Source organism: Mycobacterium sp. Aquia_216, assembly GCF_026723865.1.
Lineage (GTDB): Bacteria > Actinomycetota > Actinomycetes > Mycobacteriales > Mycobacteriaceae > Mycobacterium.
In genome coordinates this window covers 3,369,609-3,396,390 of the sequence record NZ_CP113529.1, presented here as the reverse complement: position 1 = coordinate 3,396,390, position 26,782 = coordinate 3,369,609, and the positions used below count along the sequence as shown (strand labels likewise).

29 protein-coding genes and 3 pseudogenes are annotated in these 26,782 nt (G+C 64.1%); 21 read left to right on the top strand and 11 right to left on the bottom strand.

Annotated elements, in window-relative coordinates:
- The first annotated feature begins 211 nt into the window (after window positions 1–211).
- Window positions 212–1,795, top strand: coding sequence for a CoA transferase (locus OK015_RS15795; protein WP_268124252.1), 1,584 nt, complete (start codon window positions 212–214; stop codon window positions 1,793–1,795).
- A gap of 7 nt (window positions 1,796–1,802) precedes the next feature.
- Here OK015_RS15795 and OK015_RS15790 read toward each other — a convergent pair whose 3' ends face one another.
- A complete protein-coding gene (locus OK015_RS15790; RefSeq protein ID WP_268124250.1) occupies window positions 1,803–3,161 on the bottom strand; it encodes an HNH endonuclease signature motif containing protein in 1,359 nt (452 codons plus the stop codon).
- A gap of 258 nt (window positions 3,162–3,419) precedes the next feature.
- Here OK015_RS15790 and OK015_RS15785 point away from each other — a divergent pair, with 258 nt between their 5' ends.
- Window positions 3,420–3,791, top strand: a complete 372-nt coding sequence (locus OK015_RS15785) for a hypothetical protein (RefSeq protein WP_268124247.1) — start codon at window positions 3,420–3,422, stop codon at window positions 3,789–3,791.
- Between the two features lie 117 nt (window positions 3,792–3,908).
- Complete coding sequence (locus OK015_RS15780) at window positions 3,909–5,039, top strand: nitronate monooxygenase (protein WP_268124245.1); 1,131 nt, start codon at window positions 3,909–3,911, stop codon at window positions 5,037–5,039.
- Between the two features lie 18 nt (window positions 5,040–5,057).
- Here the strand turns inward: OK015_RS15780 and OK015_RS15775 are convergent, their stop codons facing one another.
- From OK015_RS15775 to OK015_RS15765, 3 genes are read right to left on the bottom strand one after another with little or no spacing between them, the layout of a single operon-like run.
- Window positions 5,058–5,282 carry an Rv1893 family protein gene (locus OK015_RS15775; RefSeq protein ID WP_268124243.1) on the bottom strand — a complete coding sequence of 75 codons (225 nt, stop codon included), beginning with the start codon at window positions 5,280–5,282 and terminating at the stop codon, window positions 5,058–5,060.
- 44 nt (window positions 5,283–5,326) lie between these two features.
- Entirely contained in the window at window positions 5,327–5,617 is a 291-nt protein-coding gene (locus tag OK015_RS15770; protein ID WP_268124241.1) for a hypothetical protein, read from the bottom strand.
- 5 nt (window positions 5,618–5,622) lie between these two features.
- A complete protein-coding gene (locus OK015_RS15765; RefSeq protein ID WP_268124239.1) occupies window positions 5,623–6,021 on the bottom strand; it encodes a hypothetical protein in 399 nt (132 codons plus the stop codon).
- A 275-nt stretch (window positions 6,022–6,296) separates the two neighbouring features.
- Between OK015_RS15765 and OK015_RS15760 the strand changes: the two genes are divergently transcribed.
- From OK015_RS15760 to OK015_RS15745, 4 genes are all read left to right on the top strand, one after another.
- Complete coding sequence (locus OK015_RS15760) at window positions 6,297–7,574, top strand: cytochrome P450 (protein ID WP_268124237.1); 1,278 nt, start codon at window positions 6,297–6,299, stop codon at window positions 7,572–7,574.
- A 24-nt stretch (window positions 7,575–7,598) separates the two neighbouring features.
- Window positions 7,599–8,612: an alcohol dehydrogenase gene (locus OK015_RS15755; RefSeq protein WP_268124235.1), complete on the top strand. Its 1,014-nt coding sequence runs from the start codon at window positions 7,599–7,601 to the stop codon at window positions 8,610–8,612.
- Window positions 8,613–8,634: 22 nt separating this feature from the next.
- Window positions 8,635–9,174, top strand: a complete 540-nt coding sequence (locus OK015_RS15750; RefSeq protein ID WP_442791305.1) for a YceI family protein — start codon at window positions 8,635–8,637, stop codon at window positions 9,172–9,174.
- Between the two features lie 97 nt (window positions 9,175–9,271).
- On the top strand, window positions 9,272–10,201 hold the full coding sequence (locus OK015_RS15745) for an SAM-dependent methyltransferase (RefSeq protein WP_268124231.1): 930 nt from the start codon (window positions 9,272–9,274) through the stop codon (window positions 10,199–10,201).
- A gap of 25 nt (window positions 10,202–10,226) precedes the next feature.
- On the opposite strand, the gene OK015_RS15740 is transcribed toward OK015_RS15745, so the two are convergent.
- Window positions 10,227–11,354 carry a DUF7159 family protein gene (locus OK015_RS15740; protein ID WP_268124229.1) on the bottom strand — a complete coding sequence of 376 codons (1,128 nt, stop codon included), beginning with the start codon at window positions 11,352–11,354 and terminating at the stop codon, window positions 10,227–10,229.
- Window positions 11,355–11,993: 639 nt separating this feature from the next.
- Between OK015_RS15740 and OK015_RS15735 the strand changes: the two genes are divergently transcribed.
- The 8 genes and pseudogenes from OK015_RS15735 to OK015_RS29260 all read left to right on the top strand — a co-directional run.
- Window positions 11,994–12,983 carry an esterase family protein gene (locus OK015_RS15735; protein WP_268124227.1) on the top strand — a complete coding sequence of 330 codons (990 nt, stop codon included), beginning with the start codon at window positions 11,994–11,996 and terminating at the stop codon, window positions 12,981–12,983.
- A 115-nt stretch (window positions 12,984–13,098) separates the two neighbouring features.
- The gene (locus OK015_RS15730; protein ID WP_268132783.1) at window positions 13,099–13,596 is read left to right on the top strand and encodes a chorismate mutase; all 498 of its coding nucleotides are present in this window, start codon (window positions 13,099–13,101) and stop codon (window positions 13,594–13,596) included.
- A 131-nt stretch (window positions 13,597–13,727) separates the two neighbouring features.
- Window positions 13,728–14,141: a resuscitation-promoting factor RpfC gene (rpfC, locus tag OK015_RS15725; protein WP_268124225.1), complete on the top strand. Its 414-nt coding sequence runs from the start codon at window positions 13,728–13,730 to the stop codon at window positions 14,139–14,141.
- Window positions 14,142–14,175: 34 nt separating this feature from the next.
- Window positions 14,176–14,649, top strand: a complete 474-nt coding sequence (locus OK015_RS15720; protein ID WP_268124223.1) for an SRPBCC family protein — start codon at window positions 14,176–14,178, stop codon at window positions 14,647–14,649.
- Between the two features lie 14 nt (window positions 14,650–14,663).
- The gene (locus tag OK015_RS15715; RefSeq protein ID WP_268124221.1) at window positions 14,664–15,521 is read left to right on the top strand and encodes an SDR family oxidoreductase; all 858 of its coding nucleotides are present in this window, start codon (window positions 14,664–14,666) and stop codon (window positions 15,519–15,521) included.
- 12 nt (window positions 15,522–15,533) lie between these two features.
- Complete coding sequence (locus OK015_RS15710) at window positions 15,534–15,947, top strand: lipoprotein LpqH (RefSeq protein WP_268132781.1); 414 nt, start codon at window positions 15,534–15,536, stop codon at window positions 15,945–15,947.
- A gap of 24 nt (window positions 15,948–15,971) precedes the next feature.
- A pseudogene (locus tag OK015_RS15705) lies at window positions 15,972–16,076 on the top strand (hypothetical protein); the annotation flags it as partial.
- Window positions 16,052–16,213, top strand: a pseudogene (locus OK015_RS29260) (cytochrome P450); the annotation flags it as partial. The pseudogenes OK015_RS15705 and OK015_RS29260, both read left to right, overlap by 25 nt.
- A gap of 27 nt (window positions 16,214–16,240) precedes the next feature.
- Here OK015_RS29260 and OK015_RS15700 read toward each other — a convergent pair.
- Entirely contained in the window at window positions 16,241–17,155 is a 915-nt protein-coding gene (locus tag OK015_RS15700) for a dienelactone hydrolase family protein (protein WP_268124219.1), read from the bottom strand.
- An 81-nt stretch (window positions 17,156–17,236) separates the two neighbouring features.
- On the opposite strand from OK015_RS15700, the gene OK015_RS15695 reads away from it, so the two are divergent.
- The 4 genes from OK015_RS15695 to OK015_RS15680 all read left to right on the top strand — a co-directional run bounded on the left by OK015_RS15695 (window position 17,237) and on the right by OK015_RS15680 (window position 21,460).
- Complete coding sequence (locus tag OK015_RS15695) at window positions 17,237–17,680, top strand: limonene-1,2-epoxide hydrolase family protein (protein WP_268132779.1); 444 nt, start codon at window positions 17,237–17,239, stop codon at window positions 17,678–17,680.
- 1,483 nt (window positions 17,681–19,163) lie between these two features.
- On the top strand, window positions 19,164–19,805 hold the full coding sequence (locus OK015_RS15690) for a TetR/AcrR family transcriptional regulator (RefSeq protein ID WP_268124217.1): 642 nt from the start codon (window positions 19,164–19,166) through the stop codon (window positions 19,803–19,805).
- Between the two features lie 33 nt (window positions 19,806–19,838).
- Window positions 19,839–20,894, top strand: a complete 1,056-nt coding sequence (locus OK015_RS15685) for an oxygenase MpaB family protein (RefSeq protein WP_268124215.1) — start codon at window positions 19,839–19,841, stop codon at window positions 20,892–20,894.
- Window positions 20,891–21,460 carry a GXWXG domain-containing protein gene (locus tag OK015_RS15680; protein WP_268124212.1) on the top strand — a complete coding sequence of 190 codons (570 nt, stop codon included), beginning with the start codon at window positions 20,891–20,893 and terminating at the stop codon, window positions 21,458–21,460. The genes OK015_RS15685 and OK015_RS15680 overlap by 4 nt, the downstream gene beginning before the upstream one ends.
- Before the next feature lie 100 nt (window positions 21,461–21,560).
- On the opposite strand, the pseudogene OK015_RS15675 reads toward OK015_RS15680, so the two are convergent.
- A pseudogene (locus OK015_RS15675) lies at window positions 21,561–21,823 on the bottom strand (integrase core domain-containing protein); the annotation flags it as partial.
- A 183-nt stretch (window positions 21,824–22,006) separates the two neighbouring features.
- Between OK015_RS15675 and OK015_RS15670 the strand changes: the two are divergent.
- A complete protein-coding gene (locus OK015_RS15670; protein ID WP_268124210.1) occupies window positions 22,007–22,180 on the top strand; it encodes a 5'-phosphate oxidase in 174 nt (57 codons plus the stop codon).
- Here the strand turns inward: OK015_RS15670 and OK015_RS15665 are convergent.
- Complete coding sequence (locus tag OK015_RS15665) at window positions 22,177–22,515, bottom strand: hypothetical protein (protein ID WP_268124208.1); 339 nt, start codon at window positions 22,513–22,515, stop codon at window positions 22,177–22,179. The two genes, OK015_RS15670 and OK015_RS15665, sit on opposite strands and share 4 nt — an antisense overlap.
- Before the next feature lie 75 nt (window positions 22,516–22,590).
- Between OK015_RS15665 and OK015_RS15660 the strand changes: the two genes are divergently transcribed.
- On the top strand, window positions 22,591–22,716 hold the full coding sequence (locus OK015_RS15660) for a hypothetical protein (RefSeq protein WP_268124206.1): 126 nt from the start codon (window positions 22,591–22,593) through the stop codon (window positions 22,714–22,716).
- Window positions 22,717–23,286: 570 nt separating this feature from the next.
- Here the strand turns inward: OK015_RS15660 and OK015_RS15655 are convergent.
- The 3 genes from OK015_RS15655 to OK015_RS15645 form a co-directional block, all read right to left on the bottom strand.
- Window positions 23,287–25,221 carry an adenylate/guanylate cyclase domain-containing protein gene (locus OK015_RS15655; RefSeq protein ID WP_268124205.1) on the bottom strand — a complete coding sequence of 645 codons (1,935 nt, stop codon included), beginning with the start codon at window positions 25,219–25,221 and terminating at the stop codon, window positions 23,287–23,289.
- 284 nt (window positions 25,222–25,505) lie between these two features.
- On the bottom strand, window positions 25,506–25,940 hold the full coding sequence (locus tag OK015_RS15650) for an SRPBCC family protein (protein ID WP_268124203.1): 435 nt from the start codon (window positions 25,938–25,940) through the stop codon (window positions 25,506–25,508).
- Entirely contained in the window at window positions 25,940–26,773 is an 834-nt protein-coding gene (locus OK015_RS15645) for a lysophospholipid acyltransferase family protein (protein WP_268132777.1), read from the bottom strand. Before OK015_RS15645 ends, OK015_RS15650 begins: the two co-directional genes overlap by 1 nt.
- Between the last annotated feature and the right edge of the window lie 9 nt (window positions 26,774–26,782).

Below are 26,782 nucleotides of genomic sequence, written 5' to 3'. Positions count from 1 at the left end.
AGCCCTGAGCGTAGACGAGTCGCTCAGCACCGCAGGCTTGTTCGCGCTGACAAACCGCGGCGCGCCACGTTTGGTACCGGGTCCATCGACGCCACGCTGCCACCGGTCGACGATCAAGTCGGGCACGGTGCCGCTCGCAACGACTGGGCCGCTGCGCTGCCCGCCATCAAAGCTGCGTTCTCGCAACGCAATTAACTCGGAAAGTCAGGCCATGATCACCCACCCATTGCAGAGATCGATATATGACGCCGTTGCGGCCGCCCTCCCGTTCCCGATCGACCCGGCGAAGATCACCGTCGAGCCGGGGCTTTCTTATTGCCGGAGCCCCATCAAAGTTCATGACTACGCGGTCGGCGTGATGGCCGCGTTTGGCTCGGTGGTCGAGCACATCGCCGCGCTACGCGGCATGCCCGAGCAGACGATGACGTTGAACCGCCGACATTGCGGGCTGGCGCTCAACTCGGGCCAACTGCACTTCCTCAACGGCTACGGCACCTTGATGGACACCTGGCCGATCGGCCCGGACAACGGCACCTACCGCAGCGCGGACAACCGTTACGTCACGATGATCGGGCTGCATCCGCACCTGCGGGACGCGCTGCTCGGCTACCTGGGGTGCGCGAACACCGCCGCGGCGATCCAGGCGGCGGTGGAAAAGAAACCCGCGCAACAACTTGAGGACGAGGCCGCCACGGCGAATCTGGCGCTGGGCGTCGTCCGCAGCCCGGACGAGTGGAACGCGCTGCCCCAGGGCGCAGCGACGGCCGAACATCCGATGGTCGACATCGCGGGTGACGGTCGCGGCGGTAACCGCCGGCTCGGCGCGGCGCTGCATCGGCCGTTGGAGGGGGTCCGCGTCATCGAGCTGACTCACCTCGTCGCCGGCCCCACCATCGGGCGCCTACTTGCCGAGCAGGGTGCCGAGGTCATCAAGGTCCAACCTCCGATCGGCGATTGGGTGCTTCCGCTATGGATGGACGTCAGCTGGGGCAAACGCAATATCGTGCTGGATATCAAGAGCCGTACTGGGCGTGGACGGTTAGCCGAGTTGCTTGCCGACGCGGATGTTCTGGTGTCCAGCCAGCGTCCGGGCGTCCTGGCGCGTCTGGGACTCGGCGACGCCGGCCTCAAACAGATCAACCCGAATCTGGTGTTGGCCGAGGCGTCGTGTTACGCGCCCTCGACCCCGTGGCATGCGCGGCCCGGATTCGAGCAGATCGGCCAAGCGGTCACAGGAATCATGCACGTGCACTCGGAGAACCTGCCGGCACCAACGGTGGTGTCGGTATTGATGAACGACTACCTCACCGGCTACCTGGGCGCAATCGGCACCGTCGCGGCCTTGGCCGAACGCGAAACCCGCGGCGGCTACTGGAAAGTGGCCGCCGCGCTGACCCGCTGCGCCATGGCGGCGCTGTCGGTCGTCGAGCCGCAAGATGCCGAGGAATACGCCCCGACGGGCAGCGCCGACCTCGTCGACTTCGCGGTCGATCAGATCGCGCCGTCGGGCACGTTCACCCGGCTGGCGCCAACTGTCGCCTTCAGTCATACGCCATCGTTCGCACTGCGCCCAACGAACTGGCCCGGTACGACGCCGGACACGGTTGGTTGGTCACCAACCCCCACGTCCACAGAGCCGCCTGAGGTGCCGCACTACCCGTCAAAAATGGTCCGCGACAATGCGATCCGCAACCTGGTTCCGTGCTTTGGCATCGAGGATCGCGGCGACGGTGGGGGCGGGCTGAGCCTCGCTTCACCCCTTCTGATGAAGCTCGTAGAACAGGCCCGTAAGTGATGTCGAACTACTCCTCATCGTCGTCGCCCAGCAACCTCTCGGGGTGGTGGAAGGTGTTGACCCGCGGTTGGCCTCGATCAAGATGTGGCGGTGGAATCCATTCCGTGTCGCCATTGGCGCGGTTGCGGGTCTTCCAGCCGCCGGGCTTGATCAACCGATGGTGCGGCCGGCAGGCGAACGTGAGGTTGTCCATATCCGTCGACCGGCATATCGCGTAGTCGTCGATGTGGTGGACTTCGCAGAGATAACCGGGTAAGTCGCAGCCGGGCGCCGAGCAGCCACGGTCCTTGGCGTAGAGCACAATTCGTTGCCCCGGAGAGGCCAATCTCTTGGCGTGATGAAGGGCTAGCGGGCGGCCGTTGTCGAAGATCGCCAGATAGTGGTGGGCATGGCGGGCCATGCGGATGACGTCACTCATGGGCAGCAGGGTGCCGCCGCCGGTGAGAGCGGTGCCCGCCGCGGCTTCCAATTCCTGCAGCGTGGTGGTCACGATGATTGTTGCCGGCAACCCGTTGTGCTGGCCCAATTCTCCACTCGCCAGTACGGCGCGCAGCGCGGCCTGCAGTCCGTCATGGTTGCGTTGGATCGCCGAGCGCGAATCTCGCTGGATTGCTTCCTCCCCCGGTGTGCCGTCGATGACCGGCGTGAGGTCGTCGGGGTTGCACATGCCGGGAGCGGCCAACTTCGCCAGCACGGCTTCGATGGTGGCGCGCGTCTCCGCAGTCAGCCAGCCGCTGAGCCGCGACATCCCATCGATTTCCTGCTTGCCGAGCAGCAGCCCCCGCCGTCGCGCGCGGTCGACGTCGCTGAAGTTGCCGTCGGGGTTGATGCAGTAGGCGAGCCGATCTGCCAGCTTGCGCACCTGCTCGGGGCGAAATTCGGTGGCCCGCCGAGCCAATTGTTGTTCGGCGAGTGCTTGGGTTTCCACGTCCACCCAGGCCGGCAAATCGTCGAAGAACTGGCGGATGACCCTTACGTGGCTGGCCCCGATGGCGCCGTCGCGCTGCGCCGCGGCCGTGGCCGGCAAGCGGGGTTCCAACTGCTCGCCGGTCAGCGCGCGACGTCGCCCCAGGTCGTCGGCCTCGGCTACCCGTCGCGCGGACTCGGCTCGGCTGATATGTAGGCGGTCGGACAACGCAAGCGAGAGTTTTCCGCCCAATTCGTCAGGGGTTGCTTGCTGGGCCAGCTGATTGACCAGCTGGTGACCGGGAACTTGAAGTCGGCGCGTCTCGCATTCGAGTACCTCCAACAGCCCCAGGCGCTCGGGGGTGGTCAGCGAATCGTAGGAGTGGCGTTGGATGCGGGAGATCACAGCGCGCAACGCGTCGTAGTCTGCCTGCACCTGTTCGCGACTACTCGAACCCATGTTCGAATCTTACGGCCGCCCACCGACAGAAAACGTCCCGGCGAAACCACTGAAACGTAAGTGGTGCAAGTGATTTCGCGGCGCGATGTCCGCATCTAGAGCTTGTTCCGGCCAGCGTCGCCCGGACGCGTAATGCGGCTTCGTTAGCCGCAGCCCGGTGCCTGTTCGGCCTGCTGCGAAACAATAAAGCAGGTCGTCGTTCGCGGATGGCGATGTGTTTGACCTCGTCGGCGGACGAGGCAAAGCGGTGAACCGGTGGTGGATGAGCATGGTCCCCTACTGCCCGAGTCCATGCTCGTTTCCATCGCGGGGTATTACCACCGGGCGACCACCACGTCGCGACCGATGAGCCGGATGATTGCTCTGGTGGTGTTGATCGTGTTGGGCGCGTTGGGGTTTCAGGCTGCCCTGGGGCGCGCGATCCCGGTTGGCTACTCGCCGTTTCGGCGGGCTTGCCGATATCCCGACGATGCTGGCGCTGACACAGACGGTTCCCGACGCAATTCGCTCGCGCACCGCACCGATAGCGTGGCCGGGCAAAGCCGCCTGGCGCGGTCGGTCTGCCTCGGCTGCGTCGGATGCATGCTCACGTTCCTGGTTCTGTGGGTGGTCCGCACGCTGTCGACCTGACGGGGCAGGGCAACGCGTCGTAGTTACCGGGCGCAGGCGAGGGGCCCCTGGCCACGTCATCGGCGTGGGTACTAAACTAGAACACGTTCCAATTCGGCCGGCATCCCAGGAGTTGTAATGCACACCCCTATTTGCGACGACCTCGGCATCGAGTTCCCGATCTTCGCCTTCACCCACTGTCGCGACGTCGTGGTGGCGGTCAGCAAGGCCGGGGGGTTCGGCGTACTCGGGGCGGTCGGCTTCACGCCCGAACAGCTGGAGATCGAGCTCAACTGGATTGACGAGAACATCGGCGACCACCCGTACGGCGTCGACATCGTGATACCGAACAAGTACGAGGGCATGGACTCGAACCTGTCGGCCGAAGAACTGACCAAACAGCTTCAGTCGATGGTGCCGCAGGAATACCTGGACTTCGGAAAGAAAATCCTCGCGGATCACGGCGTGCCGGTCGAGGACAGCGACGGCGACACCCTGCAGCTGCTCGGGTGGACCGAGGCGACAGCCACGCCGCAGGTCGAGGTGGCGCTCAAGCACCCCAAGGTGAAGATGATCGCCAACGCGCTCGGCACTCCGCCGGCCGACATGATCAAACACATCCACGAGGCCGGGCTCAAGGTGGCCGCGCTGTGCGGCTCCCCCTCGCAGGCCCGCAAGCACGCCGACGCGGGCATCGACATCATCATCGCGCAGGGCGGCGAGGCCGGCGGGCACTGCGGTGAGGTGGGCTCAATCGTGCTGTGGCCGCAGGTCGTCAAGGAGGTCGCCCCGGTCCCCGTCCTCGGCGCGGGCGGCATCGGCAGCGGCCAGCAGATCGCCGCGGCCCTGGCGCTGGGCTGCCAAGGCGCGTGGACCGGCTCCCAATGGTTGATGGTCGAGGAATCCTCGAACACCCCGGTACAGCAGGAGGCATACGTCAAGGCCGGCAGCCGCGACACGGTGCGCAGCCGCTCGTTCACCGGCAAGCCGGCCCGCATGCTGCGCAACGACTGGACCGAAGCGTGGGAGAAGCCGGACAACCCCAAGCCCCTTGGTATGCCGTTGCAGTACATGGTGTCCGGCATGGCCGTGCGGGCCACGAACAGGTACCCGAACGAATCCGTCGACGTGGCGTTCAACCCCGTCGGCCAGGTCGTCGGTCAGTTCAATAAGGTGGAGAAGACGTCGACCGTGATCGAGCGCTGGGTGCAGGAGTACCTGGAGGCGACGAACAGGCTCGACGAGCTGAACGAGGCCGCCACCGTCTAACGGGCGACTACTTGTCGGCTAGTCCTCGTCTACGTCGTACTTACCGCCGGTGAAGACCTCTTTGGTCCTTTCGACAGCGTGGGTCGCGATGTCGATCGAATTCTCGACGATGCCGCTGACACCACCCTTGAGATCGCCGCGGATGATGTCGCTGGCGTTTTCGACGATGTCCGAAGCCTTTTCGACGGCATTGGTCGCGATGTCCTTGACCGCGTCCACGGCGTCTCTGGGATTGACCGCCACCGGAGTCTCCTATCGTTGCCGGACTTTGATACGACTCTAGTAGGTCAGTAGTTGACCAGGCTTCGCCAATAGTCTTCCGGGATCTCGGCGCCGGAACGCAGAATCCGCGCCAGCCCAACGGCCATCGCGATGCCGAGCAGCCCCAGCGATAGGCCCGCCAGTCCGATCACCGCCCAGAGCGCGGCGGTGACCGCTGGCCACGGCGACAGGACCGCGAGCACCGGAGCGAAGAAGAAACCGGTCCCGATGTACCAGGCCGAGCCGGCACGGTCGGACGCCAACACGAAGCGCAGCCACCGGGGAATAGGACTCTGAGCCGGGCGACTTTCGCGCATGATCGTTATCCCGACGGGGGGAAGAACCCTGCGCCGGTGAACCAACCCTCTTGCCAGCCTTGAGCTCCCAGGCAGAGCATCGGAAGTCCGGCATCGGACTGCGCCGCGGCCTGCGGGCCCGGGCACTTGGCACCGGCCTGCTGGACGCCGTACAGCGGATACGAGATCACCCAGTAACCAATGGTCGCCGCCGGGAACTGGTTAGGCGGCGGAAAATGGCACGCTTCAGCCTGGCCGCTGGGGCCTCGGCCGAAAATGAAACGCTCGTAGTTGTCGCACGGTGCGCCCAACGAGGCCTGATAGTTCATGTTCGGCACGTCGCCCTCGTAACCGGCTGCCGCACCCGGCGCCGCCGCGACGGCGCCCGCCGTGACCGCAGCGGCGGCGAGTAGTTCGCGAATCATGCGCTCCACCCCTTCGCGTAAGCGTCACCTGGTCCGTCCGTGCCGGTGACCTGGACCAAAGCATATCGACTGTGGTCCAGGCCACAAGGCCCAGGCAGTTGCGCCCTGCCCGCAGGGACCCCGACGGCCCTGTCGAGACTGATGAACTCGCTTGACGCTGAACATGTTGCAATTTGGTCGGTCGAAGTTGGGTCAGTACTTCCCAACAGTGGTGTTGCGGTGGTTTATTTGGCACAAGACATACGACTAGAAGACTTCGTATCGAGGAGTGGGCCTTGTCAACTACCAAGACGACCACCAAGCCGACCCCAAACCTGCCTCCGGGATTCGACTTCACCGATCCAGACATTCACGCTGAGCGATTGCCGGTCGAAGAGCTGGCCGAGCTGAGACGGACCGCACCGATCTGGTGGAACGAGCAGCCGGACGGCTGCGGCGGGTTCGACGACGGCGGGTACTGGGTGGTGTCCAAGCACAAAGACGTGAAAGAGGTTTCGATACGAAGCGATGTGTTCTCCAGCCTCGAGAACACCGCCCTGCCCCGCTACAAAGACGGCACCGTCCAGCAGCAACGCGAAACGGGCAAATTCGTCCTGCTCAACATGGACGCTCCGCAGCACACCCGGCTGCGCAAGATCATCTCCCGGGGCTTCACTCCCCGCGCCGTCGAACGGTTGCGCGACGACCTCAACGAGCGTGCCCGGCAGATCGTGCAGAGGGCTGCCGCGGAGGGTTCCGGCGATTTCGTGGAGCAGGTGTCGTGCGAGCTTCCGCTGCAGGCCATCGCCGGACTGCTGGGTGTGCCGCAGGAAGAACGCATGAAGCTGTTCCACTGGTCCAATGAGATGGTGGGTGACCAGGATCCCGAGTTCGCCCGCAACGATGCGATGGGCGCTTCGATCGAACTGATCACCTACGCCATGCAGTTGGCCGCCGACCGGGCGCAAAACCCCGGGGAAGACATCGTCACCAAGCTGATCGAGGCCGACATCGACGGCCACAAGCTCTCCGACGACGAGTTCGGTTTCTTCGTCATTCTGCTGGCGGTGGCCGGCAACGAGACGACCCGAAACTCGATCACGCAAGGCATGATGGCCTTCACCGACTTCCCCGACCAGTGGGAGCTGTACAAGCGGGAGCGCCCCGCCACCACCGCCGACGAAATCGTCCGCTGGGCCACTCCGGTCACATCGTTCCAGCGCACCGCGCTCGAGGATTACGAGCTGTCGGGTGTGCAGATCAAGAAGGGGCAACGGGTGGTAATGGTTTACCGCTCGGCGAATTTCGACGAGGACGTCTTCAAGGACCCGTTCAGCTTCAACATCCTGCGTAATCCCAACCCGCACGTGGGATTCGGCGGCACCGGCGCCCACTACTGTGTCGGGGCCAACCTGGCGCGGATGACGATCGACCTGATGTTCAACGCGATCGCCGACGCCATGCCCGATATGAAATCCGCCGGCAAGCCGGAGCGGCTGCGTTCGGGATGGCTCAACGGCATCAAGCACTGGCAGGTGGACTACAACACCAACGGATGTCCCGTCGCGCACTGAAGCGGGATTCGAGGGGGTAGGTCGATGGCGACACATCAAGCGGTCCAAATACAGTCCCCCGGTGGGTCTTTGGAGCTGGCGGAGGTCGAATCTAAACGACCGGGCCGCGACGAGGTACGGCTGAAGGTCACGGCCTGCGGCGTATGCGGCACGGACCGCGCGTTCGCCAACGGCGGCTTCCCGAACATGACGTGGCCGCTCACCCTGGGGCACGAAATCGCTGGAACCATAGCCGAACTCGGCGAGGGTGTCGAAGGCTTCGCGGTGGATGACCGGGTCGCCGTCGGCTGGTTTGGTGGGAACTGCGCCCGCTGCGAGCCATGTCGTCGGGGCATTTTCATCCACTGCGCGAACATGAAGGTTCCGAGCTGGCAGTACCCCGGCGGCTACGCGCAATCGGTGACGGTGCCGGCCAACGCGCTGGCCCGAATTCCGTCCGAGCTGTCCGATGTGGAAGCCGCACCGATGGGCTGCGCCGGCGTCACGACGTACAACGCGTTGCGTCACACCAAGGCGTTGCCCGGTGATCGAGTCGCGATTCTCGGTGTCGGCGGACTCGGCCACCTCGCTGTGCAGTTCTCCCGGGCGATGGGTTTCGAGACCATCGCGATCGCACGCGGCGCCGGAAAAGAAGCCGACGCGCGAAAGCTGGGTGCCCACCACTACGTCGATTCCACCAGTGGTGACGTCGCTCAAGCACTGCAGGCCCTCGGCGGGGCAGCGGTTGTGTTGGGCACCGCCGGCAACTCCGCGGCGATGGCCGACACGGTCGGCGGGTTGCGGCCGCAAGGCGAGTTGATCACCATCGGCGTCACCACGGAACCGCTGCCGATCAGTCCAGTGCAGCTGATCACCCCCGGGGTGAGTATTGTCGGCCATCCCTCCGGCACATCGAGAGACGTCGAAGACACAATGCATTTCGCCGTGCTGTCGGGTGTGCGGCCATGGATCGAGGAGTTGCCGCTAGGGCAGGCCGCCGACGGCTACGCCGCCATGGAGCAAGGGCGAGCGCGCTACCGCACCATCTTGACGATGTGAATACAGTCGGCCTGTGACCGACTTGTGGACTCTCGACGCCGCTGACGGCGAACTGCTTCTTCGTACCGGCGTCAAGGGCCGGGCCGCGCGCATTGGCCATCGCCTGACGATCGCGATGACGCGTTGGCGGGCGACGGTGCGCTGGGCCGGCGCCGATCCCGTTACGGCCGAGCTCACGGTCGACACGGACTCGTTCGAGGTGGTCGACAGCCAGGGTGGCGTCAAGGGCCTCTCGAGCCCCGAGAAAGCGCTGGTGCGCTCGAACGCGTTGAGCTCATTGGAAGCCGACCGCTTCCCCGACATCCGCTTCACCGCCGACGATATCGACGAGACCGAAAAGGGTTACCGGCTCACCGGCACGCTTCAAATTCGCGGAAAACAGCGAGCGCACGTAATCGACTTGCGCACAGAAGATCTCGGCGATTCCTGGCAAATATCCACCGAATCCACGGTCCGCCAGTCCGACTACGGCATCAAGCCGTACTCGCTGCTGATGGGCTCGGTACAGGTCGCCGATGACGTGACGTTGTCTTTTACCGCGGTTCACGCCAAGGACGATTGAACTCCACTGGCCGTACTCGTCGGCGCGTGTATCCTCGGTCGAGGATTCATTAATTCCGCTAAGTATCTATTTTCTCGCCTTCTCGAAAGGGGTCGAAATGCCTCGTACAGACAACGATTCGTGGGACCTGGCGACCAGTGTCGGAGCGACCGCCACCATGGTGGCCGCTGCTCGGGCGGTCGCCACGAAGGCCGACAACCCGCTGATCGACGATCCCTTCGCCGAGCCCCTGGTGCGAGCCGTGGGAATCGAATTCCTCGCTCGATGGGCAAACGGCGATATTGCCGCGTCCGACGTCGACGCAGCCGACGAGCCCTGGGGTTTGCAGCGGATGGCCGATCTGATGGGTGCCCGGACGCGGTACTTCGACGCGTTTTTCCGGGACGCGATGGACGCCGGCATCCGCCAGGCCGTCATTCTGGCGTCGGGGCTCGATGCGCGTGCCTACCGGTTGTCTTGGCCGACTGGGGCCACCGTGTTCGAGATCGACCAGCCCGAAGTGATCCAGTTCAAAACCTCCACGTTGGCCGATTTGGGCGCACGGCCGACGGCCGAGCTGCGGGCGGTGCCGATCGATCTGCGGCACGATTGGCCAACAGCCCTGCGCGAAAACGGATTCGATGCCACTGCGCCCAGTGCATGGATCGCCGAGGGCCTACTTGCGTTCCTGCCGCCGGATGCCCAGGATCGTTTGCTGGACAACATCACCGGTCTCAGCACGCCCGAAAGTCGGCTGGCTGCCGAGATTTTCGGTACCCCGCCGGATGAAAACGGTGAGCAAGCGCCGGACATGGTTGCGGCCGCCGGGGAGCGCTGGCGCGCGCACGGGTTCGATGTGGAACTCGCCGACTTGCGCTATGACGTCGAGCGCAACGATGTCGCCACATATCTGAATCGTCACGGCTGGCAGACACAGGTCAGGACGCTGAACGAATTGTTCGCGGACCACGGGCTACCCGAAGTGCCCCCGGCCGCGGGCAACCCGGCCGCCGGTGCCTATTACTGCACCGCGATTCGGCAGCCCTAGGCTGCCGCTGCGGAGTGTTTGAACTTTAAGGCTGCGGCGGTTCGCTCGGCGTCGTTGGATCGCCGGCGCCGCCGGGTATGTGTTCGAGCACTCTCGTCAAATACGGCTGCGGCCCGTTCGGGTCGAGTTGCTGCTCTGTCGGGGTGCCTTGCTCCTCCGGTGTGCCGGGCCGCGAAACCGGCTCACCGGTAGCGGCCCAGCCCGGCGCGGATGGCTCGGCCGACAGTGGCGGTGCGACCGCGGGCGTGACGGCTTCGGCAACCTGCGGCGTCGGTCCGTGCGCCGCGTGCTTCGTCGGTGCGCGCCCCGCGTCGGGGGCGAGCTGAATACCGACGGCAACCGCAAGCGATGAGACGAAGGTGATCGCCCCGGCGGCCAACGCGGTCACGGCCCCGGCGTAGGACAAGTGCCCAGGCCGCTTCGGCGGCGCGGCGGGTGACGGTTCGCTGGTGTCCGCGATCAGTCGCTCGTCGGTGAACTCGGTGCTTCGGGCCGCCGCCAGCGCCGCACCGCGTGCGACCGTCACCTGTGCCATCGTCTGCGCGAAAACCGGTACTGGCAGGGCCTTTTCGAGTTGCCACGAGAAGCCGTCGATGTCGCTGTCCGCGCCGACGACAACCACGCCGCCCGGGCGCCATCCGTTGCGGTCAAACATTCCGGTCAACCAGGATCGCAGCCCGTCGAACCCGCCGCTGATGTGCTTGACGACCGTTTGGGTCTCGTCGTCATGGGTGTCGACCATGACGACGGTCGCCCACTCGTGTTCGAGAACGCACACCGCGGTCTGCGCGTACCCGATGACCGGGGCGATCGCCCGCGCCAGGGTCTCGACGGCTTCGAGCAACCGAACCGGCACCACATTGTCGAACCCGGCATCGGTCAATGCTTCCAACAGCAGTGCGGCCTGCGCGGCCGCCTCGTCGTTCCATGTCACCCCGACGACGCGCAGGTGATGCTCGCTCGCGCTGGCCTGCGCGTCCACCCGCAAGACCTGCTGTGCGACCTGCTCGGCGGTACTCACGGCGGGAACGCCGTCATCGGCGTAGAGCGCCGTTTCCTGGTGGTCCAGGATGGTGCCGTCTGCGCCGTGCCCCTCAGCGAGGACCCACCCGAAGGTGGTCGGCGTCAGTGATAGCCCTAGTACCGTGTCCAAAGTTTGCACCTCAATCGTCCCGGGCTCCGACGCCCCCTGCCGAACCGTCGCGCACCACAAATCGCTGGTGCGGCTATTCGTGAGGGCCGGTACGGACCGGGTTAGCGTTCGGTCTCCATCGGCTTGCTCCGTGAGAGCCTACGCGGTCGTGGCGGGTTCGGCTGCATCGATGTCAGATCGCGGGACAACCTGGGCGCACCCTCGATCGGCGACGGAATCGAACTATTTGTCGACCGCGTCAAGCACTGCGGCGCCGGGTCGCCGACGGTGGTCCGCCGGCGTACCACGCGTCAATGGAACTAACCGTTCGGGCGATTGGACGTCGCGTAGGGCGTGTCGAAATCGGCGGACGATCTTGATTAGACAACTTTTGTAGTCCCTGTTGTCGCACGCCACTCCCCGGTGTCTCAATTTTCGCAGTATGGCTTCTACCTGGTGTTTTGCTTGGCGGGTGCGGTAAATGACGGTGCGGATGCGGTCGCGAGCTTTCCCGATCAGTTATCGCACTCCGTATATTTTTGCCAGTAGTGGATACAAAACTGCGATGAGAACGCGTCCCAATCGACATTTGACCTATTCACACGGTAAATTCTGCCGAGGGCACCATGCCAGGACATACGACCGACAAGGGGCGCAGGTATGACAGACGTGAGCGAGAAGATCCGGGCCTGGGGGCGCCGGCTTTTGGTCGGTGCGGCAGCGGCTGTGGCCCTGCCGGGTCTGATCGGTCTTGCCGGCGGCGGGGCCACCGCGAGTGCATTCTCGCGACCTGGCCTGCCCGTCGAATACCTGCAGGTGCCGTCTGCAGGCATGGGCCGCAATATCAAGGTCCAATTCCAGAGCGGCGGCGACGGCTCGCCCGCGGTGTACCTGCTCGACGGGCTACGGGCCCAAGACGACTACAACGGCTGGGACATCAACACCCCCGCGTTCGAGTGGTATTACAAATCAGGCCTGTCAATAGTCATGCCGGTCGGTGGCCAGTCGAGCTTCTACACCGACTGGTACCGCCCAGCGTGTGGGAAGGCCGGCTGTTCGACGTACAAGTGGGAGACCTTCCTGACCAGCGAGCTGCCCGCGTACCTGTCGTCGCAAAGGAGCGTCAAGGCGAACGGCAGCGCCGCGGTCGGCATCTCGATGGCCGGTGCATCGTCAATGAATCTGGCGATTTACCACCCTGCTCAGTTCGTTTACGCCGGTTCGCTGTCCGGCTACCTCAGCCCGTCCACCGGGCAGAGCTGGATAGGTCTGGCGATGGGCGATGCCGGCGGCTACAAGAAGGAAGACATGTGGGGGCCGGACAGCGACCCCGCATGGCAACGCAACGACCCCTTGGTCAACGTCGGCCAACTCGTTGCCAATAACACCCGGCTCTGGGTTTACTGCGGCAACGGGACTCCGAACGAGCTGGGCGGTGGAAACTTGCCGGCCACGTTCCTGGAGAGCAACTTCATGATCGGTGTCAACAAGAAGTTCCAAGATGCCTACAACGCAGCGGGCGGCCACAACGCCGTGTTCAACTTCCCCAACTACGGAACCCACAGCTGGGAGTACTGGGGAGCCCAGCTCAACGCGATGAAGGGTGACCTGCAGACCACCTTGGGTGCTTCCCCCGGCGGCGGCGGATAATCGCCTGCCCCACCGGACTTCGCTACTGCGCCTGACGATCGTCGTCAGGCGCAGTAGCGCGTTAAGGGCCGTTCTGATCGCGGCGTTGGCGCTGCCGGCGGCCCTGTTGCCGGCAATGCCCGCGCGAGCCGACATCAGCGGGCTGACCGAGCTGGTCGACGCGGCCGCACAGCGGTTGCAAACTGCGGAGCCGGTGGCCGCCTTCAAATGGAACACGCATGCCGCCATTGAGGATCCGGGCCGCGTGGAAGAAGAACTGACGACGTTGGGTGCCGATGCCGTCGGCGAACACCTCGACCCGACCTACGTCACCCGAGTGTTCGGGGACCAGATCGACGCCACCGACGCCATCGAATACAGCCGCTTCGCGGAGTGGAAACTCAACCCGTCGAGCGCTCCCGCGGGTTCGCCCGACCTGTCGGTGTCACGATCGACGATCGACGGTCTCAACCAGACGATGCTGACCCAGATCGTGATCGACTGGGATCTCCTGCATGCACCGGCGTGCGGCTCGCAGCTCGACGCCGCCAGGGCCGTCGTTATCCGTGCCCGCCGGCTCGACAACCTCTATCAGCGCGCGTTATCGCTGGCCACACAGTCTTATTGCACTTAATCGTGCGGCTCCGAGAAGCCCTGGGTGCGTGTGACGGACTGATTTCATTGCCATAGAAATGCCATAAAAATCTTATCTCGTGAATCAATCAAATCGGTAACGCTTTCTACACACATGCCGAATTGCTTGACATGAGAAACTTGGGGAAGCCTCTCGTGAAGTACGCCGTCGTCGGTGGGTTCCTCGCGGCGACCCTGGGACCGGCGACCGCCGAAGCCGGTGCGGCGCCCACACCCAACTGGGACGCAATAGCGCAGTGCGAGTCCGGCGGTAACTGGCACGCCAACACCGGAAACGGTGAATACGGCGGGCTGCAGTTCAAGCCGGCCACCTGGGCCGCCTACGGCGGTGTCGGCAATCCTGCCGCAGCTTCTCGAGAGGAGCAAATCGCGGTTGCCAACCGGCTTTTCGCAGACCAGGGTGTCGAACCCTGGCCTAAGTGCGGCGCTCAGTCGGGCCTCCCGATCGGGTGGTACTCGCACCCCGCGCAGGGCATTAAGGAAATCATCAACGGCCTCATCCAGGCGGCCATTCCGCACGGATGATCAAATCGCGCGCAGCCTATGTTCACGCCCAGGCATGTGTTTGGATCGGGCAATGGAAGGTTCGGCGACAGTACATATGGCGGCACCCGCGAACAAGATCTGGAGTCTGATTTCGGATGTCCGCAAGACAGGACAGTTTTCCCCGGAGGTCTTTGAAGCGGAGTGGCTGGGTGGCGCGACCGGCCCGGCTGTCGGTGCCAAATTCCGCGGCCACGTTAAAAGAAACGAGATCGGACCGGTCTATTGGACGACCTGCGAAGTAACCGCATGCGAGCCCGGCCGCGAATTCGGCTTCTCCGTCTTTCTCGGCGACAAGCCGGTCAACAACTGGCACTACCGCTTGGCGCCGTCGGGGGCTGGCACGGATGTGACCGAGTCATTTCGGCTCAGCCCCGCGCCGTGGCTCGGGGTCTACTGGCTGTTTGGCGGCTTTCTGCGCCAACGCCGCAACGTCCGTGATATGACCAAGACGCTCAACCGGATCAAAGATGTGGTCGAGGCGGGCTGAGTAGGAAGGCTTGCATGTCGGGCTCCCGGAACAGGGATGTTAAATCGGTCTTCATCACAGGCGCGGGCAGTGGCATGGGCCGTGAAGGAGTCAGGCTCTTTCACGGCAACGGCTGGCGGGTCGGAGCCGTGGATCGCAATGCTGACGGTCTGACGGCGCTCGGCCGGGAGCTTGGCGACGAGCGCCTATGGACTCGCGCCGTCGACGTCACGGTCAAGGCGGATCTGGACGGCGCCCTGGCCGACTTTTGTGCCGGCAATGCCGGCGGCGGACTGGACATGATGTGGAACAACGCCGGGATCGGCGAATCCGGCTGGTTCGAAGACGTGCCTTACGAAGCCACGATGCGCGTCGTCGAGGTGAACTACAAGGCGGTGCTGACCGGCGCCTACGGCGCACTGCCCTATCTCAAGAACTCTCCCGGCAGCCTGATGTTCTCGACGTCGTCATCGTCGGCCACCTACGGGATGCCGCGGATCGCGGTCTATTCGTCGACCAAGCACGCGGTCAAAGGACTGACCGAGGCGCTGAGCGTGGAATGGCACCGCCACGGTGTGCGGGTCGCCGATGTGCTGCCCGGTCTGATCGACACCGCCATCCTGACGACGACGCCCAACCACTCCGCCGATGGCGGCGCACCGATGACCGCTGACGAGCTGCGCGCCACCGCGCCCAAGAAGGGCACGCTGCGGCTGATGCCGGCGAACAGCGTGGCCGAGGCCGCGTGGCAGGCTTACCACAATCCGAAGCGGCTGCATTGGTACGTGCCGAAGGCCATTCGCATCATCGACCTGCTCAAGGGCCTGAGCCCGGAGTTTGTCCGCGGCCGCATCACCAAATCGCTGCCCGGGCTGATGCCGAAGCGACAGTAAGGAACTGAAGTGGTGCACTACAGGTCGGTCGCGGTCGCGTTTGCCCTAGCCGCCAGCGTCGCGGGCTGTGCGGAACCGCAGACGACGCCGCGAGCCGCCGCGCGCCTGACCATCGACGGAGCCAGCCATCCGGCGCGTCCGCCCGCATGCAGCCAGGTGCAGTCTTACCGGACCATCGATATCCGCGACCGTGACGGCCAGGTTGAAGCGGTGGTGCTGCTCAGCGCTTCTCGGGCCATCCCCCAATGGGTCAAGATCCGCAATATCGACGGCTTCACCGGAAGCTTCTGGCAGGGCGGGGTAGGCGAGGCTCACGTCGACGTGAACAACAGCGCGTACACGATCACCGGCAGCGCCTACGGCATCAACAGCAGCAACCCCGACAAGGTCATCACGACGGACTTCAAGATCACCGCGGAGTGCTGAGAAGGCCCGTTGCACTGGCTCGCGATGCACGGGTTCATCCGGGGCGTCGCGACGATCGGGGTCCGGCGGGCTGACATGCAGGCCAAGCTGATCGCCGACCCCGCGGTGGCCGACGACCCGGTGCCGTTCTGCGTCGCGCGCGACGACCTCCTGCATCCGCTGCGGCTGGTGCCGGGATGCGGCGAAATACCCGGGTGCTGCGGGGTTGGTCGAGCCTTCCGGTTGCGCTCGGCCGGGCGCGGTCGATGGCTCCCGCCGACGTCTAGGGCCTCGTCGCCGCGATCGCTGGCGAGTCATCGAGTGAGGTAGCGATTCAACCAGTCCAACATGCGCTGCCAGGCGTCGGCCGCGGCGGTGGCGTTGTAGCGGGGGCCGGTGTCGTTGAAGAAGGCGTGATCCGCGTTGGGCTCGACTACCACCTCGTTGACCTGCCCGAACCGATCGAGAGCGGCTTTGGCCGTGGCCTGTGAGCCGGTGACCCTGGTGTCCAGGGCGCCATAGATGGCCAGCACAGCGGCCTTGGACCCGGTGAAGTCGGGGTTGGGCGGAAACGGTCCATAGAACGGGACCGCGGCCGAGACTCCCAGCGCGCCGGCGGCCAGCAGTTGCCACACCAGTCCCCCGCCGAAGCAAAATCCGACCACGGCCACCTTCTGTCCCGGTGCACGAAGCTTTAGCTCCGCGACACCGGAGTCCATGTCGTGGGTGAACTGTTCCGGCGCGATGGCACTCAGCGCCGCGGTGGCCTCCGCGGGATCCCGGAACGCGGCTGTCCCGCCTTTCGCGGACAGCAGGTCTATGGCGAGCGCCGAATACCCGGCGCCTGCCAATCGGCCGGCGACCGATCGCACCCAGTCGTTGAGCCCCTTGTTCTCGTGGATCACCAGCACGCTGCCCTTGGGATTGACGCCCTGCGCCCACGCCCCCTGCAACTGACCCGCTGACCCGGCCCACGAGATCGGCGATGTGGGCAGCGTGTCCGCCATACCGGGTGGTTGCACTGGGGCAGTTGCCCTTTCGGCAGCCGACGAGGGCTTGGGAGTTTCGGACTGTTCTTCTGCCGGCGAGCAGGCGGCGAGGAACGCGGTCGCTGTCGCGGTCCCTAACCCGAGCAGAGAGAGTCGACGCATGGCTTCGCGTCTGGTCAACAGGCCGTCGACGTGGTCGGTGGCGATCTCGTCGGCGATGTAGCGCTGCAGCGGGTTCACCTTCGCGAGTATCCGCCTGGGGCAGCGTTATTGACACGTGTGCAGCGAGCGAGTTTATTTGCCAATATGACAGAAGTTTCTATGATCGCGGTCGACGATGTCGTACTCGGGTTGTGGCGGGCGCTTTCCAGTCGCGACTGGAATGCGGTTGCGTCGTTCCTCGCCGAGGACTGCCTCTACGTCGACATGCCGGTCCCCGCGTTGGCGGCGCGTGGCCCCGGAGACATCGTGAAACGACTCAAGATCGGACTCGAGCCGCTCGCGGGTTACGAGAACCACGACGGCCTGCTGGTGTCCAACGGCGCCGACGTTTTTTACGAGCACTCCGAAACCTGGACGTTCACCTCAGGGGAACGGGGCGTGTTGAGATTCGTCACGGTACATAAAGTCGTCGATGGCCAGATCGCGATCTGGAAAGACTACTGGGACATGAATAGCCTGGTCAGCTTTGCGCCACCGAATCATTTCGAATCATTGGCAAACACCGACACATCCTGGATTTTTGATGCTACGGGTTTGATCTGATCCGTCTTTCGTTGTCCACGGATGCGAATCGGGCACAGTAATTACCCATCGGTATCATCTGGCGCGTCGCAGCGGATCTCGGTTATCATCGGCACCGACCGAATCGGGTCTGAATGCGGCGGTGGGCGCCTTCATGCCGGCTATTTGTTGTTCGGAGTCGGGAGCGGTCGTTTCTTTGTGTCTCCTGACGCCGCGCCCCGGCTTGGCTTGAGCCGGGTGATAACTGGACGAATGGAGTGCGAATGTCGCGCGCAGCCAGCAAATTCAGTTTCGCTTTAATCCTCGGCTTCACCTCGGTGACGGCATCGGGGTGTTCGCCGGTCTTGTCGCTCTTTTCTTTTTGAGACTCGACACAGGCGGATGAGACGAGACGTCGATTCTCCGCGTGCGTTCGGCCCGGGTGGTCGTCGGCGAGTGTGGCCGGCGACGACCACCCGCGTGTACGTGGACCGGGATACCGCGACCCAGTGAGTGCGGTGTGGGTGGCGCCTAACCAGCAAAGCCGACATTTCGTGATTCTCGGCTTGGGCATCGTGAACGTTTTCAGCATGCGCTCGGTATTCTCGCTGACCGCTTTTTGATGGCCACGCCAAATCGGGATATTTGCCGGGCTTTTCGTCCGTCGGCGGATAGTCTACCGGGCGCATGCGTCATCGACGGTGTGACGGTTGCACGCATCCTGGAGCAGTCTCGTGCGCATTCGGCACGACTCCGCAAAGCGACACGATCACGTTACCGACGGGTAAACCTGGTATGACTTGCAGATTTCGGGTTAGTATCCGGACCGGCAGAATCGGGTCTGAATGCGATGGTGGGCGCCTTCATACCGGCTACTTGTTGTTCGGAGTCGGGAGCGGTCGTTTCTTTGTGCCTCCTGACGCCATGGACCCGGCTTGAGGTGAGTCGGGGGCAATCGGGACGAATGGAGTGCGTTATGTCGGGCATCACCAGCAAACTCGCTGTCGCTGTAATCCTCGGACTTACAGCCGCATCGGCGACAGCATGTTCGCCGGTCTTATCGCTGATCACCGTAACTATGTAAGGCGTGCGGCGTGTCGCACTGGGTGTGGGCGCACCGCGGGTAAATGTCAGTTGAGTTGTTTGCACCGTTCGAGGCAACGCGAGTTTCCTCAAAGCGTCGCTCCCACACAGCAGGCTTGACTGCCTGCTGTGTGGGGTGTGCGCAGTTCGCCGAGGAGATGCGTAAGGCCGACTCGTAGCTGGCGCGCTATGCGCATTGTTTGCCGGACAGTGAGTAATTGCGGCCGGAGCTGACTCCGTGAATTGGCCCACGGCAAACAAGAGTCGTTCAACGGGGTGCGGTAGTTAGTTCAGCGGGCTGGCCGCTCGTGTGGGCTACGGCCCCGGTGTCTCGTTTGTAGAGAAATGAGAGCGTTCAGGTCCTGTCTCACGTGACAGGACCCTTCTGGCTGTCGTTGCTCATCGAGATCAAGGATCGGGAGACGGGTTCTAGGGTGATTGCGTGAGTGAGGAGGATCGTCCGGTGTGGCGTGGGACGTCTGCCGACGAGCGCGTCGTAGAGCGCAAGCAACGGTTGTTGGTGGCGAGTTACGGCATCGTGGGGAGATCGGGGGCGGCTGCGCTGACGGTACGTGCGGTGTGTGCGACCGCGAATGTCGGACAGCGTTACTTCTACGAGAGCTATCCTGATATCGAGGCGCTGTTGGGAGCAGTGTACGACTTCGCTGTTGGTCAGTTGCTGGCCGCGGTCGCAGCGCGCACCGATGCTGCTGGCGAGAGGCCACTGAGGACGCGAGTCTGGGAGGGATTGGACGCTGCAGCGGGTTTCTTATTGGATACGCCGGCATGTGGCCGAATCGTCTTTGTCGAGGCGTTGTCCAATGAGGTGTTGCGCACCAAAGCGGCGAAAACGCTTCCGGCGTTCATCGAGACCGTGCGGCAGGTCCTCGATAATGGTGTTGTCCCCGACGTGGGTGCCGAGCGTGCGCGTATGGAGACCAGCGCGCTCTCCGGCGCGCTTAGCATGGTCTTCGCCGACTGGTTAGCTGATCCTGCCGCGATCTCGCGCCACGCCTTGGTCAGCTATTGCACTGATGTCTCACTGGCCCTCTTGGCGTTGTCGCGTCCAGATCCGCTGCGTTGACACTTACACATCCATAGGAAACAATCGTTTCCTATGGATGTGTCTGGTAGGGCGCTCGGGTGCGAACCCGCGGCGATCGGTGATCCAGCGTCGACGGCGAGTGATCTCGGTGCCGCTCCTGGCAACCATGCGGTCGTGTGGGCGAGTGACCCACAGGCACCCGACCGCGGGTACTTCGGTCCGAACTCGATGGCGTGGACAGTGCTGAGCGCACCGGCGGTGACCCTGATGATCGCGCAGATCACCAACCTGCTGGAGGCGCCGCACGTGGACTTTCAGTCGGTGCTTATCGATCACGATCCGCTGTTCCCGACGAACTCCAGGCGCCAGCGCGGATCTGTTCTGGGCCAGGGCGGTCGCTTCCATGACCGTATTGGGCGCACCGTCGCGGTGCCGTTGCCGATCCTGTTCGGTGACCGGCGCAGCGCACAGGACTGCGCCCGGAGACTCTTCGACTATCACCGTCCCATGCGGGGTACCAGCGCCGACAACGGTGCGTCTTATGCCGCTACAGATCCGGCCACCATGTTGTTCGCCGCGGTGACCATCACCCACGCCGGACTGCTGGCCTACGAAAATTTTGCATTTTCCGGCATCACCCCGCCCCGCCGGTTGTCGCCCGCTCTGCGCGACCAATATCTGGCCGAGATGGTCGAATTGGCTGTCCTCATGGGGGTTCCGCGCGCACAGGCGCCCTCGAACACGCATGAACTGGCCGACTACTACGCCTCGGTGTCGGGGAAATTCACCTCCCGCAAGGGATGGAGACGGGCGCAGCGCCGCACCGCGACCGCTCTGCTCAGACCTGCCGGCCTGGCCGATCTGCGTCGACTCGTCGCCGACGTGAGCTTGATGGGTTCGGCGGTCTTGGCCGCCGCGGCGCTGCCCGCACCATCACGGCGCCTCAACGGAATTCCCCGGATCGCAGACCCGTTCTTGGCGATCTGCCGGCTGCTCGGCCTGCCCCTGTTCGCGGTGCTGCAGACTTGCGTGCTGGGTCGATCGTTGCGGAGCGCACTTATTGGCGCGGACAACGTCGCTGCCGTGGACCAGGCCCGGGCATTGGCATTGGCGGACGGGAACCGGTGACGTCACCGTTACTCGATGCCATCGACGGCGGACATCCCCCGCGGCTGTCCGCTGCTGATGCCCTCGCACACTTCGATGAGCTGCCTTCTATCGACGAAACCGAAATGCGAGGGCGCTGGCAAGGATGGGAAGTGTCCACCGGTCACCCACTCGACGGCGTTCTCGCCAAAGTGGCTTGGTACGGCAAGCAGTTCGACGCCGCTGATCGAGTCCATCCGGTGCTGGTCCGTGACTCCCGCGGGCGCGTCTTCCCGATGAACCCGCGTCTGGTTCGACTGTGGATGCTGACCTCACCACCGCCTACGCCATCAGTATTGCAACATGTTGCGCCACAACTGATGTCGCTCTTGAGCCCAGTCGTCAGCACTGCAACCTATGGTGCGCAGCTGCAAACGATCGAGTACCGAGGTGTGCGCACCGCGGCGATGCGTTACCTCGACAAGCCCGTCACCGATGTCTTCCGAAAGCTCGACGACCACACCGTCCTTGGCCTGATGGACTACCCCGGCATGCCATACCCCTATTATTTCCTGTTGCGCCGAGAACCTTCGGCGGCCCGCGCGTAGTCGGCCGACGGCGCCGTGCGTTGCGTCGTCCACCTGCCCGTCTGGCTCACATTCGGCCCTGACCGGCCCCGTGAACTGGTCCACGGCGCGCGAAAGTCGTTCATTCGTGGGTGCAGGTGGGCAGCGTAGCGGGCCCGCGGTTGATAGCCCAGCGATGACTGCCGGTGGTGGTGGTGGTTGTAGTCGTGTTTCCAGTCCCTGATGACCACTCGGGCCTGGGCCAGTGCCCAGAAGCTTGTCATGGTGAGGCATTCATCGCGTGTGCGGGACTCGGATTCGACGTAGCCGTTGCGCCACGGCTCGCCGGGCGGGATGAAGTGCAACCTGACCCGCCGACCAGTCGGCCACTGCACTGCTGGCCACAACGGCGGCCGCAAGACCCTGATACACCCTGGATCAACCGATCGGGGTCAGGCCGGCCCGGACCCGACGAATGGCGGCCTTCCCGTCGGCGTAAGCCGTGGAGATCTCCAGGGGCGCAGCGATCTGCGACCATCATTACTGATGATGGTGCCGGGAGCGCGTCGATCGACGGAGGGCGAACTGATGTCGCGGTTCAAAACTGAAATGGAAACCTGCCCGCACTGCCGACGGACAGCCGAAGCCACGGTCGAATACATCTACGACGCCGGCGGCAACGTCATCGGAAGGCGGGTGCGCGACGTGAACTGCCGATACGGAGACTGCCCGGGCAGCGAAGTACCCCCGCACTGGCGCTAGCGGATGTTGGTCGACGCGAAACCGGTTGGCAAAGCCCTCGCGACGCGCACCGTCAGCTCGCTCCAATGGTGGGCAACATCAGCGACTCGGGACCTTGCAGCCGCGGACACATGGGTGGGTTCGCCCTGACATTCGCCCGGTAGCCCGGCCTGCATCCCCTTGCAGCAACCAAATTCCCGTTGATCTTGATTTGAAAAGTGTTGCACCTCAGTGTGTTTCAGCTGCGCATACCAGTTCCCTGACAGATAGGCGGGAATCGTACCGATTGAATGCATCGAGCCAAAAAATCTTGTGCCGATTTTCGTGAAAACGCTCGTGATCATGAGCTTTGCCATCGTATTGTACGTGTGTCTCGGGCAACGGAACGGATCTCTGCTAACAGAACGCCCTTAGACGAAGGGGGTAATTTCATGTCACGTCTCAGCAGCAAAATTGTCGTCGCCGTGATCCTCGGCTTCACCGCGCTGACGGCATCCGGATGCACATTTCCGGTGACCATCGACCCAGGCAGCTCCGGTATAGTCATTACGCCTTAGGGTCAGCAGTCGTTGAGGTGAGTCCGCGATAATCCCTGTGCGAGCAGTGATTATCGCGGATCTCCGCTCTATCACTTGGCTGAACCGCGGCCACCAACTTGGTGCCACGCGGGTAGTGCGCTACGCAACGCCGCGAATGTTGCTGCGGCGCTGTGCCAAACACCCTAGCTTGGGTCCGAGCTGATTCGGCTTGCTCGCCATCAAGACGTGCAGGTAAATGGATCGCAATTGATCGTGACCGGAAACGTACACCCCGACGCTGTGGAAGCGGTAAAGGCGAGCATCAACGCGACGACGATCTTGCTCGTGCAACGTGACATGGCATTTCCCCCGTACGTCTTCGAACAATGTATTCTGGGCGCGGACTTTGTGCAGCAGCGAATTGCCCGCGAGGGTTATTATACGTCGTCTCACGTTCTGGGCCAATGGATTTCGCTACACATACAGCAATCCTGTGCAGCCGTATTAACTCAAAACTACGGTATGTTTCACTGTGCAACAACGGGGTTCACGTCTTACGCCATGCGCTGCCGTTAGGCGAAACGTACAGCAAAGACACGAAATCCGTTGCTATGACGCTAATTCGTGTAACACACACAGGCGAATCGGGTCGCGCTTGCCCTTGACCTTCACCCAGCCGTGCCTGCTCACCCGGGCGGTCGTACCAAGCGCTGTCGAGGTGCTGGGGCCAACTACCACCTGACCCGGCTCGGCTAAGTTCTGCAGGCGCGCCGCCAGATTCATGGTGTCCCCGATTGCGGTGAAGCTGCGCATCTGCTCTGCACCGATGTTGCCCACCAGGGCCGGCCCGGTGTTGACCCCAACCCGAAACCGCGGCCAGTCGGAGTGTCCGCAGGCCGCCTCATCGACCACGGCGTGCAGTGCGAGCGCGGCACCAGCGGCTCGCAACGCGTGGTCGGCCTGGCGCGCCGGAGCGCCCCAGATCGCCATCACGGCGTCGCCGACGAACTGCAGGACGGTGCCACCTGATTCGAGAATGACCGGAACGACCGCGCCGTAGTAGGTATTCAGCATGGTGACCACCTGGTCCGGAGACGTGGCCTCGGCGAACGGAGTGAAGCCGTGCAAGTCGGCCATCAACACCGTCACATCGGCGATCGCGCCGCCCAGCCCGGCTTGATCCGGGTCGGCCAGCAGAGTGGTCGCGACCGCCGGCGACATGTAGCTGCGGAACAGGCCGTCGAGGTGGTGGTAGAGCCGGGCGTTTTCCAATGCGATCGAGGATTGGGTAGCGAATGAGCGCAGCAGCGCTACGTCGGCATCATCGAACGCGCCGTCCGGCCGATATGCCTCGATCACACCGGCGACCTGGCCTTTGACCATCAGGGGCAGCTCCAGCGCGCGGTCGGCGGGCGCATCGTCACGAAAGCTGAGCTCACCATCGCGCATGATGCCCAATCGAAATCGGTCCCCGGGGAAGGCGTCGGCGATGGCGGCCATAACCCGACCGAGCAACGTGTCCTCGTCCTGGATCACGCTGGACTCCCGGCCCAAGGCGATCAGCGTGCCCAGCTTGCGCACGCGCTCGCGCTCGGTGCCGAGCGCCTCCGCGCCCCGCTTGAGAACGGCGACCTGCTGTTCGGACAGCTCGAACCGGTCGGCAAGCCGGGCGGCCGCGGTACCGGGAGCCACCAAGTCACCGCGCTCGCGGCGCTGCAGCACGTCGACCATCTCCTCCAGCGCCACGGTGTAGTCGCGGCGCAGATCGGCGACGGTCTGCTGAGTGGCCAGAGCATCGAACAGCCCTCTGACCGCGCCCTCCCGGCGAAATTGGACCCGCGCGCTGTAGGCGATGAAACAGAAGGCCATCGTCATGAGCAGGTGCCACAGCCACCACGAGGCATGCCAGCTCATCCCGAGCGCCAACGCCACCGATGCCTCGGCCAGCAGCACGAAGGCGGTGAGCACCGACATGACGACCACTGCGGGGCGTCGCCGGTAGATCGGGAAGTAGGCAAGCGCCGCCGCCGAGAACAGCGCCCCGCCGGCCAGCGCCCCGACCTGCTCCACGCCTTCCAGAAACTCCTGATTCTGCAGCCGGTCCAGCATGCCGCAAAGGATCAATACCGCGGACCCCGCCATGAGGACCCAGACCAGCACGGATATCCGGCGGCGCCATGCCCAAAGAAGAGCGTTTCTTTCCGGGGTGAACGTGACGGCGGAGGCCAGCGCGATCACGCCGGCCAACACGAGGCCCATCCGAGTCGGCAACATGAATTCCGCATCGGAGGTGTCCATCAGCACCCCCGGCGTGAACAGCGCGTGCACCCCGAAAAAGCCGGCAGTCGTCGTAAACACGAGAGACACCAACCAAAGGCGTGCGTCGTCCCGTGCGCGAGCCTCACGCCCAATCAGGGCGCCCAACACCACACTCACCACGGCTGCCGACAGGACCAACACGAAGTGTGCCACCCGGTTGTCCCATTCCAGGTCGACTTTGGGTTTGTCGAGCAGCAGCCACAACGCCGCCATCGGAAGGGTCATGTGCATCAGCCAATTTGCCGTACGCACCCGAGATCCCGGGCGTGCGGTAGCGCTCCCCGTCCTCGGCCGGCCAGGCCAGCCAAACCGCCGGCTCATGGCCCGCATCGAACAAGCCACCCCCTCGCTGGACTGCTCTCGGATCGCCCTCGCTGGACTGCTCTCGGATCGGCCGCCCTCGTACTGGTTCGATTCCAGCAAACGACGGGGCACAAGGGGAAATTCCCGTGCGGCGACGATCACGTTGACAACATGCGATGTCGTCGCAGGCGGTTCGTTCCCGGTAGTCAGGACTCAGCGAGTCCCTTGAGGCACTTCAGCGTGTCGGACAGCGTGCGGCCCACCTGGCGCACAGCGATTCGATCGGCGATGTAGCCCAGTATTCCGCCGGGCGCCTGATACGACAGCCGAAAGGTTGCTTTCGTTTGGCCCGCGGCGCCGTCTCGCAGCCGGATTCGGCCGCGTAACGCGACGCCCGTGATGCCCACCCAAGCCAGGTCGCGGCGCTCGTCGAATTCGACTACCTCGATCAGGCCGCCAACCGGCACCGAACCGATTTTCCAATGGACGGTATAGCGGGCACCCACGCCGGCGGCCTGATCGTTCGCCGCTTCCCAGCGCTCGAGGTTCGTCATGAACGTCGGGTAGCAGTCCGGGTTGCTGACGATTTTCCAGACGGACTCGCGGTCGGCCCGGATGGCACATCGGCGTTCGACGCGCATCAGCCGATCACCGGTAACCGACGATCGGCGGCGAGCCGGTCGACGGCGGCCTGCAGGCTGGCGATCACCTTGTCGTGAACCGCTTCGTCGTCACCCTCGACGTCGATCGGTTCCTGCACCTCGATCGTGATCTTGGTCGGCAGCGGTATATGGCCCGCCAAGTCGCCGATGTTCAATCCCCAGGGCAATGCCAGCGATATCGGAATGCTCTTGAGCCGCAGCAACTTATCTGCCATCAAGAGCTTGGCCAGCCACTGGCCGCGGTTGAGGAACAGCGCGCTCTCCTGGCCTCCGATGCTCGCGACCGGGACGATCGGCACACCGGCTTCCCGGGCCAGCTTCACATAACCCATGCGGCCGCCGAAGTCGACCTTGTGGCGCTCCCACGACGGCCGGAACACTTCGTAGTCGCCGCCGGGATACACCAGCAGTGCCGCGCCGGAATCCAATGCGAGCCGCGCATTTTCGGGGTTGGCAGCCACCGTGCCGAATTTGCGCAACCAGCCCAGCGGCGGTGCCGAGACGACGAGGTTATGGGCCAACTGGTAGAACGGCCGCTCGACGCCGAAGTACGAGCAGAACGCCAGTGTGAACACGAAGGTGTCCGGGGGCACGTTGCCGCCGCTGTGGTTGCCGATCATCAGCACCGGTCCCTCGCTGGGGATTCGATCCAAGCCCTGCACGTCCGCCCGGAAGTACAGCGACGCGAGCAACCACGTGCCCGGCAGTTGGTCGCGGATATAGTCCGGGTCGCGCTGGTCGAAATCGGCCTTGGGCACTCTGGACACGACCTGTCGCCGGGTCCAGTCGATGGCCTCCCCGACGAGCCCCATCTCCACGTC

Excerpts from the sequence above, each read along its gene's own strand:
- OK015_RS15790 (WP_268124250.1), bottom strand. The coding sequence starts at position 3,161 with ATGGGTTCGAGTAGTCGCGAACAGGTGCAGGCAGACTACGACGCGTTG.
- OK015_RS15745 (WP_268124231.1), top strand. The coding sequence starts at position 9,272 with ATGCCTCGTACAGACAACGATTCGTGGGACCTGGCGACCAGTGTCGGA.
- OK015_RS15660 (WP_268124206.1), top strand. The coding sequence starts at position 22,591 with ATGTCACGTCTCAGCAGCAAAATTGTCGTCGCCGTGATCCTCGGCTTC.
- OK015_RS15795 (WP_268124252.1), top strand. The coding sequence starts at position 212 with ATGATCACCCACCCATTGCAGAGATCGATATATGACGCCGTTGCGGCC.
- OK015_RS15730 (WP_268132783.1), top strand. The coding sequence starts at position 13,099 with ATGCCCGCGCGAGCCGACATCAGCGGGCTGACCGAGCTGGTCGACGCG.
- OK015_RS15670 (WP_268124210.1), top strand. The coding sequence starts at position 22,007 with ATGTCGCGGTTCAAAACTGAAATGGAAACCTGCCCGCACTGCCGACGG.
- OK015_RS15685 (WP_268124215.1), top strand. The coding sequence starts at position 19,839 with ATGGATGTGTCTGGTAGGGCGCTCGGGTGCGAACCCGCGGCGATCGGT.
- OK015_RS15695 (WP_268132779.1), top strand. The coding sequence starts at position 17,237 with ATGATCGCGGTCGACGATGTCGTACTCGGGTTGTGGCGGGCGCTTTCC.
- OK015_RS15720 (WP_268124223.1), top strand. The coding sequence starts at position 14,176 with ATGTGTTTGGATCGGGCAATGGAAGGTTCGGCGACAGTACATATGGCG.
- OK015_RS15655 (WP_268124205.1), bottom strand. The coding sequence starts at position 25,221 with ATGACCCTTCCGATGGCGGCGTTGTGGCTGCTGCTCGACAAACCCAAA.
- OK015_RS15650 (WP_268124203.1), bottom strand. The coding sequence starts at position 25,940 with ATGCGCGTCGAACGCCGATGTGCCATCCGGGCCGACCGCGAGTCCGTC.
- OK015_RS15665 (WP_268124208.1), bottom strand. The coding sequence starts at position 22,515 with ATGGCAAAGCTCATGATCACGAGCGTTTTCACGAAAATCGGCACAAGA.
- rpfC (WP_268124225.1), top strand. The coding sequence starts at position 13,728 with ATGAGAAACTTGGGGAAGCCTCTCGTGAAGTACGCCGTCGTCGGTGGG.
- OK015_RS15765 (WP_268124239.1), bottom strand. The coding sequence starts at position 6,021 with ATGATTCGCGAACTACTCGCCGCCGCTGCGGTCACGGCGGGCGCCGTC.
- OK015_RS15645 (WP_268132777.1), bottom strand. The coding sequence starts at position 26,773 with ATGGGGCTCGTCGGGGAGGCCATCGACTGGACCCGGCGACAGGTCGTG.
- OK015_RS15780 (WP_268124245.1), top strand. The coding sequence starts at position 3,909 with ATGCACACCCCTATTTGCGACGACCTCGGCATCGAGTTCCCGATCTTC.
- OK015_RS15755 (WP_268124235.1), top strand. The coding sequence starts at position 7,599 with ATGGCGACACATCAAGCGGTCCAAATACAGTCCCCCGGTGGGTCTTTG.
- OK015_RS15770 (WP_268124241.1), bottom strand. The coding sequence starts at position 5,617 with ATGCGCGAAAGTCGCCCGGCTCAGAGTCCTATTCCCCGGTGGCTGCGC.
- OK015_RS15715 (WP_268124221.1), top strand. The coding sequence starts at position 14,664 with ATGTCGGGCTCCCGGAACAGGGATGTTAAATCGGTCTTCATCACAGGC.
- OK015_RS15735 (WP_268124227.1), top strand. The coding sequence starts at position 11,994 with ATGACAGACGTGAGCGAGAAGATCCGGGCCTGGGGGCGCCGGCTTTTG.